At 73.4% G+C, this 9,012-nt stretch carries 7 protein-coding genes; 3 read left to right on the top strand and 4 right to left on the bottom strand.

Annotation, left to right across the window (positions count from 1 at the left end; translation table 11 throughout):
* Positions 1-220: 220 nt before the first annotated feature.
* A complete protein-coding gene (gene hutU, locus GUY61_RS30090) occupies positions 221-1,882 on the bottom strand; it encodes a urocanate hydratase (RefSeq protein WP_166633406.1) in 1,662 nt (553 codons plus the stop codon).
* Positions 1,883-1,996: 114 nt separating this feature from the next.
* Here hutU and GUY61_RS30095 point away from each other — a divergent pair, with 114 nt between their 5' ends.
* Together GUY61_RS30095 and GUY61_RS30100 are read left to right on the top strand one after the other, a co-directional pair.
* Positions 1,997-3,361, top strand: a complete 1,365-nt coding sequence (locus tag GUY61_RS30095) for a diaminopimelate decarboxylase (protein ID WP_166633407.1) — start codon at positions 1,997-1,999, stop codon at positions 3,359-3,361.
* 157 nt (positions 3,362-3,518) lie between these two features.
* Complete coding sequence (locus tag GUY61_RS30100) at positions 3,519-4,889, top strand: APC family permease (RefSeq protein ID WP_166633408.1); 1,371 nt, start codon at positions 3,519-3,521, stop codon at positions 4,887-4,889.
* Between the two features lie 360 nt (positions 4,890-5,249).
* On the opposite strand, the gene GUY61_RS30105 is transcribed toward GUY61_RS30100, so the two are convergent.
* A complete protein-coding gene (locus tag GUY61_RS30105) occupies positions 5,250-5,795 on the bottom strand; it encodes a hypothetical protein (protein ID WP_313896941.1) in 546 nt (181 codons plus the stop codon).
* A gap of 170 nt (positions 5,796-5,965) precedes the next feature.
* Positions 5,966-6,802, bottom strand: a complete 837-nt coding sequence (locus tag GUY61_RS30110; protein ID WP_166633410.1) for a MurR/RpiR family transcriptional regulator — start codon at positions 6,800-6,802, stop codon at positions 5,966-5,968.
* A gap of 163 nt (positions 6,803-6,965) precedes the next feature.
* Here GUY61_RS30110 and GUY61_RS30115 point away from each other — a divergent pair, with 163 nt between their 5' ends.
* Positions 6,966-7,388, top strand: a complete 423-nt coding sequence (locus GUY61_RS30115) for a hypothetical protein (protein ID WP_166633411.1) — start codon at positions 6,966-6,968, stop codon at positions 7,386-7,388.
* Positions 7,389-7,468: 80 nt separating this feature from the next.
* On the opposite strand, the gene GUY61_RS30120 is transcribed toward GUY61_RS30115, so the two are convergent.
* On the bottom strand, positions 7,469-8,719 hold the full coding sequence (locus tag GUY61_RS30120) for a SpoIIE family protein phosphatase (protein WP_166633412.1): 1,251 nt from the start codon (positions 8,717-8,719) through the stop codon (positions 7,469-7,471).
* Positions 8,720-9,012 lie beyond the last annotated feature (293 nt).

A 9,012-nucleotide genomic window follows, 5' to 3' on the forward strand; every position in this document is an offset into this window, starting at 1 on the left:
CCGGGGACCGCGTGCTCCGCGCGGCCGGGCGCGGGCGCCGCACCACCGGGCGTAGGCGGAGTCGTCACACCGCCGGACGGAGACAGGACCGCCCCACCACCGCGCGTAGGCGTGGGCGTCGCACCGCCGTGCGTAGGCGGAGGCGTCGCACCCCTGGTCGGGGGCGGAGGCGTCGGCCCGGGGGACGGGGACGGCGGCGTACCGGTGTCGCTTCGCCGGGTCACTCCTCCCCCTCCCGCATGGGCACGCGGACGCCCTTCTCCGCCGCGACCGTCTCCGCGCGCTCATACCCCGCGTCGACGTGCCGGATGACGCCCATGCCCGGGTCGTTGGTGAGCACGCGGCGGATCTTCTCGCCGCCCAGTTTCGTGCCGTCGGCGACCGTGACCTGCCCGGCGTGCAGGGAGCGCCCCATGCCGACGCCGCCGCCGTGGTGGACGGAGACCCAGGAGGCGCCGGAGGCCACGTTCACCATGGCGTTGAGCAGCGGCCAGTCGGCGATGGCGTCGGAACCGTCGAGCATGGCCTCGGTCTCGCGGTACGGCGAGGCGACGGAGCCGCAGTCGAGGTGGTCGCGGCCGATGGCCAGCGGCGCCCGGAGCTCGCCGGACGCGACCATGTCGTTGAAGCGCTCGCCCGCGCGGTCACGCTCGCCGTAGCCGAGCCAGCAGATCCGTGCCGGGAGTCCCTGGAAGCGGACCCGCTCCCCCGCGAGCCTGATCCAGCGGGCCAGCGACTCGTTCTCCGGGAAGAGGTCCAGGATCGCCCGGTCGGTCCTGGCGATGTCGGCGGGGTCGCCGGACAGGGCGGCCCAGCGGAAGGGTCCCCTGCCCTCGCAGAACAGCGGCCTGATGTACGCCGGTACGAAGCCGGGGAAGGCGAAGGCACGGTCGTAGCCCGCGAGTCGCGCCTCGCCGCGGATCGAGTTGCCGTAGTCGAAGACCTCGGCGCCGGCGTCCATGAAGCCGACCATCGCCTCCACGTGCCGGGCCATGGACTCGCGGGCGCGGTGCGTGAAGTCGGCGGGCTTCTCGGCGGCGTAGGAGGCCATGTCCTCGAAGGCGACGCCGAGCGGCAGGTAGGACAGCGGGTCGTGGGCGCTGGTCTGGTCGGTGACGATGTCGATCGGCGCGTTCATGGCCAGCAGCCGCGGGACGAGTTCGGCGGCGTTGCCGAGGACGCCGATGGAGAGCGGACGGCGGGCGTCCCGGGCCTCGACGGCCAGTCGCAGGGCGTCGTCGAGGGAGTCGGCGCGCACGTCCAGGTAGCGGTGCTCGATGCGGCGTTCGATGGCCCGCGGGTCGCAGTCGACGCAGATGGCGACGCCGTCGTTCATGGTCACGGCGAGCGGCTGGGCGCCGCCCATGCCGCCGAGCCCGGCGGTCAGCGTGATGGTGCCCGCGAGCGTGCCGCCGAACTTCTTCGCGGCGACGGCGGCGAAGGTCTCGTACGTGCCCTGGAGGATGCCCTGGGTGCCGATGTAGATCCAGGAGCCGGCCGTCATCTGGCCGTACATCGTCAGGCCGAGGGCCTCCAGGCGGCGGAACTCCTCCCAGTTCGCCCAGTCGCCGACGAGGTTGGAGTTGGCGATGAGGACGCGCGGGGCCCATTCGTGGGTCTGCATGACGCCTACGGGCCGCCCGGACTGGACCAGCATCGTCTCGTCGCCCTTGAGGGTCGTCAGGGTCCGCACCATCGCGTCGAAGGACCGCCAGTCGCGGGCCGCCTTGCCGGTGCCGCCGTACACGACGAGCTTGTCGGGGTGCTCGGCGACCTCGGGGTCGAGGTTGTTCTGGAGCATCCGCAGCGCGGCTTCCTGCTGCCAGCCCAGTGCGCTGAGCTCGGTGCCGCGCGGGGCCCGTACGGGTCGCGGTCCTGACATGGGCTGCCTCCTGGTGGTCGCTCACCGCTGTTTAGCCATCATTCACATCCTGACTACATGAATAGTTCTAGTCAATAGCTGCGCCCGCCACCCCCGGGTGATTGGCTGATCCGCATGACTCAGGAGCGGGCGGCGCGACGCGATCAGGCCGTACGGGCCGCGGTGGAGCAGGGTCTGGTCGGCGCGCGGGAACCGGTCGTCTGCCTCCTCGACGTGGCGGGGATCCGCGCCTGCGCCGAGCGGCTCACCGCCGCCTTCGCCGCCGTGACCCGGGGACCCGTGCTGCACGCGTTCGCCGTGAAGGCCACGCCCCTCGTCCCCGTGCTGCGGCTGCTCGCGGCCGAGGGGCTGGGCTGTGAGGTCGCCAGCCCCGGCGAACTCGCGCTGGCCCGCGCGGCGGGCGTCGGCCCGGACCGCACCGTCCTCGACTCCCCCGCCAAGACGGCCGCCGAACTGCGCGAGGCGCTCGCCCTGGGGATCGCGGTCAACGCGGACAACCCGCAGGAACTGGAGCGCATCGACGGGCTCGTCCGCTCCGCCCCCACCCGGTCCCCCATCGGCTTCCGGGTCAATCCGCAGATCGGCGGCGGCTCCATCGGCGCCATGTCGACCGCCACCGGGACGTCGAAGTTCGGCGTCGCCCTGCGGGACCCCGGGGCGCGCGAATGGGTCGTCCGCGCCTACGCCGAGCGCCCCTGGCTCACCCGGATCCACGCCCACACCGGCTCCCAGGGGATGCCCCTGGAACTCATGGCCCGGGGCGTGCGCGAGGTCTACGAACTCGCCGAGGAGATCAACGCCGCCGTCGGCCACCGCCGGATCGACACCGTCGACATCGGCGGCGGCCTGCCCGTCGACTTCGGCTCCGACGAGGGCGACCCCGGCTTCGACGCGTACGCCCGGCTGCTCCGGGACGCCGTCCCCGGCCTCTTCGACGGCCGCTACGGGCTGGTCACCGAGTTCGGCCGCTCGCTGCTCGCCAAGCAGGGCACCGTCCTCGCCCGCGTCGAATACGCCAAGTCGGCCGGCGAGCGGCCCATCGCCGTCACCCACGCGGGGGTTCAGATCGCCACCCGTACGGTCTTCGCGCCCGGCTCCTGGCCGCTGCGAATCCTCCCCTACGACGCCTCGGGGCGGCCCAGGGACGCCGGCCCCCTCGTCGTCCAGGACGTGGCGGGCCCCGCCTGCTTCGCCGGCGACCTGGTCGCCCAGGCCCGCGAGCTGCCGCTGCTCGCACAGGGCGACCTCGTGGCCCTGCCGGACACCGGCGCGTACTTCTTCACCAGCCACTTCTCGTACAACACCCTGCCCAGGCCCGCCGTGCACGGCTACGCCGCCGACGAGGAGACCCGGGACATGCGCTTCGTGACCCTGCGCGACGCCCAGACCCTCGCGGAGCTGGTCGCCGAGTCGGGCGGGGCGCACGCCCGCGCGCTGGACGGCTTCGGGCGGGGCGCCGCACGGCCGCACACCCCCTGATCGCACACCCCCTGACCGGGCACCCGCACACCCTTGGTTACGGTACGCACCGGTAACGCTCCGGCAGCCCGTCCGCGGCGCATGGCGGCGAACCGATCGGACAGGAGAGTCGTTGTCCACCGCGGACGACGCGCGCACGGGGGAGGTCCCAGGTCCCATGTCCACGACCGGAGCAGACACCGGCACAGCACCCCGGCCCGGCGGTGGCGGCGACACCCCGCTGCGCCGCGCGATCGGACCGAAGCTGCTGGTCCTCTTCGTGATCGGCGACATCCTCGGCACCGGCATCTACGCCACGACCGGCAAGGTCGCGGGCAAGGTCGGCGGGGCCCTGTGGCTGCCCTTCGTCATCGGCTTCGCCGTGGCGATCCTGACGGCCGCCTCGTACGTCGAACTCGTCGGCAAGTACCCCAAGGCGGCCGGCGCCGCGCTCTACACCCAGAAGGCGTTCAAGGTCCCGTTCCTGACCTTCATCATCGCCTTCATGGTCATGGCGTCGGGCCTGTCCTCGGCGAGCGCCGCCGCCCGCGCCTTCAGCGGCGACTACCTCCAGGAGTTCACGGACTTCTTCCCGCCCACCCTCGTCGCCATCCTCTTCATCCTGGCCCTGGCCGCGCTCAACCTGCGGGGCGTCTCCGAATCCGTCAAGACGAACGTCGTCCTCACCCTCGTCGAGCTGACCGGCCTGCTGATCGTCCTGGTGATCGGCGCGTGGGCGGTGCTGACCGGCGAGGGCGAGCCCGCCCGGCTCACCGAGTTCGAGGCCTCAGGGACCGGGTTCGCCCTGTTCACCAGCGTCCTGGGCGCCACCGCGCTCGGATTCTTCGCCTTCGTCGGCTTCGAGGACTCCGTGAACATGGCCGAGGAGACCAAGGACCCCGTACGCACCTTCCCGCGCGCCATCTTCACCGGCGTCGCCGTCACCGGCACCGTCTACGTCCTCGTCGCGGTCGCCTCCTCGCTCCTCGTCGACCACCGCGTGCTCGAGGAGTCGAGCGGTCCGCTGCTGGAGGTCGTCAAGGCCGGCGGCATCGACTTCCCGCCCCGGCTCTTCGCGCTGATCGCCCTGTTCGCCGTCACCAACTCGGCCCTCATCAACATCATGATGGCCTCGCGGCTCTGCTACGGCATGGCCAACGAGCGCATCCTGCCGCGCGCCATGGGCCGGGTCCTGCCCAAGCGCCGCACCCCCGTCGTCGGCATCGTCTTCGTCTCGCTCCTCGCCGTCGGGCTCGTCTCCACCGGCGAGATCGAGGGTCTCGGCGACACCACCGCCTTCCTGCTGCTGTGCGTCTTCGCCGTCGTCAACATCGCCGTCCTGGTACTGCGCCGCGACCGCGTCGAGCACGCCCACTTCCGTACACCGACGGTCTTCCCCGTGCTCGGCGCCGCCACCTCGCTCGTCCTGGCCAGCCCGTTCGCCGACCGGCCCGCCAACGTCTACATCCGGGCCGGTGTGCTGCTGGCCATCGGCATCGCCCTGTGGGGCCTCAACAAGGCGGTCCTCAGGGCCCGCGGCGAGGAGTGACCCCGCCGGTCCGCCGTCCCGTCGGTCGAAGCGGATGTGCCTCGCCCCCGCCCACGCGCGCCGCAGCCGGCCGCGCAGCGGGCCGTCCCTGTCCGGGACGAGGGCCAGGCCCGCCGAAGCGGCGATGTGGTCGGCGGCCCGGGGGACGGTGAGGCGTTCGGTCCAGACGTGCTCGGCGAACTCCGGGGCGCGCAGCCGGTCCAGGCAGTGGTCCGGCCTGCGGACCGCCCAGCTCTCGCCGCGGAGCGGGGCGTCCTTGCCCACGACGCGCCGCACGGCGTGCCCGAGCGCGCGGGTCGTGCCGGGCGCCGCGCGCCGGGGCGGGACTCCTCGGACACGGACTGGGCCGCGCAAGCGGGCTCAGACGGCCACCGTGCTGCGCCTGCGGGCCCCGCCGGGGGCGGCGTCGCCCGCCGCGATGCCGGTGCTCTGGAAGCCCCGTACGGGCTTGCCGACCGCCCCCTTGGCGATCCAGTCCGTGCGGACCCACAGCAGGCACTCCCGGGAGCGCTCCAGGCGGCCGAGGCGGACGGCCTTGGCCCACAGGCCCGCGCCGCAGCCCGCGAGCAGCAGGCCGCCGGCGGCGGGCACCGCGAAGGACGAGCCGACCGCGGCGAGGAAGGCGAGGAGCAGCCACCAGCGGTGGGAGCGGCGCCAGTTCCTGATGGTGACCCCGCGGTCCTGGAGGTATGCGGACCTGGCGGCACGGGTGGCGGTCCGCGCGAAGTGCGTGTAGCGCCTGCCCCGGACCAGGGCGACGGCGGCGAAGGCCAGCAGGAGGAGCACGGCTCCCGCGAGTACGCCGATGCGCCGTCCGGTGATCCCCGGCGGCACCGCCCCGATGCCCGCGGCCAGCACTCCCGACCACCACAGCGGGCCGCTGCCCGCCCGGACCAGGACCGCCACTCTCACCAGCGATGTGGCCCCTTCACGCCCCACGACTGCCTCCCGTGCCTACCGACGTCGGTCATCGGTCGGGAGGCTAGCGCCGCATTCTGAGCGTTGTCTAAGAGTTGCCGCACGGAAGCCGCGGGATCCGCCCGATGCCGCCGCGCCGCCGGATCCGCCGGTGGCGGTCACTCGGCGAACAGACCCCGCGCGGCCGCCTGCACGTCGAAGGCCTCCAGCCTCACCTGCGCGTCCGGCAGGCCGTCGCACATCGCCTCGAGCAGGACGCGGCCGAGCAGCATCGGCGAGCAGGCCGTGTCGAAGGCGAGACCGGTGCCGACGGCGGCGGGCAGCAGCAGGTCGCTGTGGCGGGCGACGGGGGCGAAGGCGCTGTCGGCCACGGTGACCACACCGAGGCCGCTCTCCTTCGCGTACGCCAGCGCCTCGACGACCTCCTTGGGGTGCCGGGGCAGGGCGAAGCAGAGCAGGGTCGTGGCCCCGGCCCTGCGGGCCCCGTCGATGCGGTCCGCGAGCATGGAGCCGCCCTCGTCGAGGAGCCGCACGTCCGGGTGGACCTTGGCGGCGAAGTAGGCGAAGCCGCGGGCCTGGGCGGCGGCGGCGCGCAGGCCGAGGACGGGCAGCGGGCGGGAGGCGGCCAGCAGGCGTCCCGCGCGTTCGACGGGCTCCGGGTCGGCGAGCAGCGCCGCCAGGTGCCGCAGGTTCTCGATCTCGGCGTGGACCGCCTGCTGATAGGCGTTGTACGTGCCGTCCGCCGCCGCGGGCTCCGCGGGCGCGACCTCCCGCAGGTGCCTGCGCAGGGCCGGGTAGCCGTCGAATCCGAGGGCGACGGCGAACCGGGTGACGGAGGGCTGGCTGACGCCGGCGAGTTCGGCCAGTTCGACGCTGGACAGGAAGGGGGCGTCCGCGGCCCGGCGCACCATGCAGTGCGCGATCCTGCGCTGCGTCGGTGTCAGCCGGTGCCCTTCGAAGAGGTGCTGCAGCCGCGCACCCGGATTCTCACTCATGCCGAACTCTCACTCACGCCCCGGATTCCCCTCGCAGGCCGGCCGACCCCCGGTCCTATTCATCACTCCGGGTCTCTGCATGACCGTATGCAAGCAGGGGGAGACAGGCAAGAGGGGGGTTAGCCCCCCTGTCCGCGGCGTCCGCGCCCCCTAGCGTGAACGCATGGACGCCGGCAGTGACGTGGAACTCAAGAAGGAACTCGACGCCACCCTGCATGCCCGCAGGGAACTCGGCGCGGACTACGAGACCGCGCTGGTCGAGTCGTTCCTGGAGAAGGTCGAGCAGCGGCTCGACGGCACGATGGAGAAGCTGGTGCGCCGCCAGCTCGCCGAGCAGCAGACGGCCGTCGCCCGGGGAACCCGCCCGTCGCAGGCCGGGGACTCGTCGTTCGGCGAACGCTTCGGCTTCGGCCTGGTGTCGCTGATCCTGGCCGTACCCCTGTCGGCGATCGGCGTGACGAACGCCGGCATCGAGGGCCTGGTCGTCAGCTGGGCCGGCATCGTCGGCGTGAACGCGGTGCACGCGCTGCGTGCCCGGCCCTTCTCCGGGCGGCGCGGGCGCGGCAGTGACCAGGACCGGGAGTGAGCGCGGGGGCGGCGCCGGGGAGCACGGCCCCGTGCCGGCGGGCACGGGCCGCTGCGCGCCCGCAGGGCCCCCGGGCCCCCTCAGAGGCGGACGATGACCAGGGCGATGTCGTCCCGGGCGCCGCTGCTGACCCCCAGGCGGGCCAGCAGGGCGTCGCCGAGCTGCTCGGGGTCGAGCCGGGCGGAGTCGGCCAGTGCTCCGGTCAGCCGGGCCAGGCCGGTGTCGATGTCCTCGTGGCGGCGCTCGACGAGCCCGTCGGTGTAGAGGATGAGCGTGTCACCCGGCCGGTAGCGGACTTCCGCCTGCCGCCGGGACATGTGCTTGAAGCTGGCCGCCAGGGGCGGGTCGGTCGCCCGGCCCAGCAGGTCGTGGCTCCCGTCGGCGTGCAGCAGTACGGGCGGCAGGTGACCGGCGCTGCTGTAGGTGAGCCGGCTCTCGGACGCGTCGATGACGCAGGTGAAGGCCGTCGCGGCCAGCGCTCCGTCGACCGAGCGCGCGTAGAGCCCGAGCACTTCCAGCGCCTTGGCCGGGCCGGGCACGGCCCGGGTCGCGGCGGACAGGGCGCTGCGGAGCATGCCCATGACGGTGGCGGCCTCCAGGCCGTGGCCGACGACGTCGCCGACCGCGACGGCGAAGCAGCCGTCGGGCAGGTCGACGAGGTCGTACCAGTCCCCGCACACGTTGAGCGACCCGACGGCGGGCAGATAGCGGACCACGACGTCCTTGTGCCGCTCCAGGTCCGGCGTGTGGAGCATCGCCTCCTGGAGGGTCAGCGCGACCTGCCGTTCACGGGCGTGCGCCTGCCGCAGTTCCTCGTTGAGGCGCTGGAGCTCCCTGGCCCTGGCGTACAGCTCGGCCTCCATCGCCTCCTCGCGCTCGCTCAGCGCGTCGCCGTCGGGCGCCGGTCTGCGGAAGCGGCGGGAGCGGACGAAGGCGGTGACGTCCTCGACCCGGTGGATGATCCACGCGACCGTGCCGTCCTCGGCGAGGACGGGAGTGTTGATCGGCGACCACCACCGCTCCTCGAAGGTGCCCGGCAGGCCGCTGACGGGGATGTCGTACTTCTGGAGCGCCATGGTGTCGGGCTGCCGCGACATCAGCACGCGGTGCAGCGAGGCACTCAGATTGCGCACGCCGTCGGCGTCCGGGTCCGCGGGGTTGTCGGGGAAGGCGTCGAAGATGTACTGCCCGATGAGCTCCTCACGGGTGCGGGCGGTGGCCCGCAGATAGGCGCGGTTGACATCCACGATCACCAGGTCCGGCCCGAGGACCAGGTACGGACTCGGCGTCTCCGCGAACAGCGCCGCGTAGTCGGTTGGTCGTGACGTCACTGCTTCCCGCCCGTCCCCTCCGGCCGACGGATCCACATCCAAGCTACGGCCGTTCCGCAGTCCCCACCCGTCGGGCCGCCCTGCCCGACCGGACCCGACCGGGCGGCAACTGTACGGGAAGCAGGGGCCGCTGGGGCGCGACCCGCCATAGATCCACGAAAGAAGATCCGTAGGTCATCTGTTCGCAGGCGAACGGGCGTCATGGCGAGGGGGCCGCTCCCGGACAGCGCCCGGTCAGCCTTCCGGGACGGACGGCATGGGCGGCGCGGAGGGCTCCGCGGGCGGCGCGGGGG

The organism is Streptomyces sp. GC420 (assembly GCF_009916105.1).
Taxonomy (GTDB): Bacteria; Actinomycetota; Actinomycetes; order Streptomycetales; family Streptomycetaceae; genus Streptomyces.

Bases quoted from the DNA above. Each gene is read 5' to 3' on its own strand.
- hutU (WP_166633406.1), bottom strand. From the start codon at position 1,882: ATGTCAGGACCGCGACCCGTACGGGCCCCGCGCGGCACCGAGCTCAGC.
- GUY61_RS30095 (WP_166633407.1), top strand. From the start codon at position 1,997: ATGACTCAGGAGCGGGCGGCGCGACGCGATCAGGCCGTACGGGCCGCG.
- GUY61_RS30100 (WP_166633408.1), top strand. From the start codon at position 3,519: ATGTCCACGACCGGAGCAGACACCGGCACAGCACCCCGGCCCGGCGGT.
- GUY61_RS30110 (WP_166633410.1), bottom strand. From the start codon at position 6,802: ATGAGTGAGAATCCGGGTGCGCGGCTGCAGCACCTCTTCGAAGGGCAC.
- GUY61_RS30115 (WP_166633411.1), top strand. From the start codon at position 6,966: ATGGACGCCGGCAGTGACGTGGAACTCAAGAAGGAACTCGACGCCACC.